Genomic DNA, 265 nt, shown 5'->3' with positions numbered 1-265 from the left:
CTCCCCGGCAACAGGAATCAAACGCCCGACCCAAGCACCAAGGTTCCGAGTAAACGCAACACGAATCCCGGAAAGCCCCACGCCGGTAATCATCGGCAGCCGCACCGCAACCTTGAAAGGCAACAGCTTGCGCGCAGCCAACGAGGCTACGGATGTACCTGCCGTAGCCCCGACAAACTTGCCCGGCGCAGGCACGTCAGCCTGACCGAGCAACACGGCCGCAGCAGCCCCCAAATCATCCAGTCCAAGCTGTTTCTGCGTCTCA

At 61.5% G+C, this 265-nt stretch carries 1 protein-coding gene; it reads right to left on the bottom strand.

The window, feature by feature from the left end; all coding sequences use genetic code 11:
- Positions 1 to 216 (bottom strand): STM2901 family protein (locus SB752_RS33575; protein ID WP_486320409.1); only part of this gene is annotated, 216 nt, incomplete at its 3' end.
- Positions 217 to 265: the final 49 nt, after the last annotated feature.

This window comes from Brevibacillus sp. SIMBA_040 (assembly GCF_046535075.1).
GTDB lineage: Bacteria > Bacillota > Bacilli > Brevibacillales > Brevibacillaceae > Brevibacillus.
The sequence above is the reverse complement of the archived record's forward strand: the minus strand, read 5'-3'. Positions and strand labels throughout refer to the sequence as shown.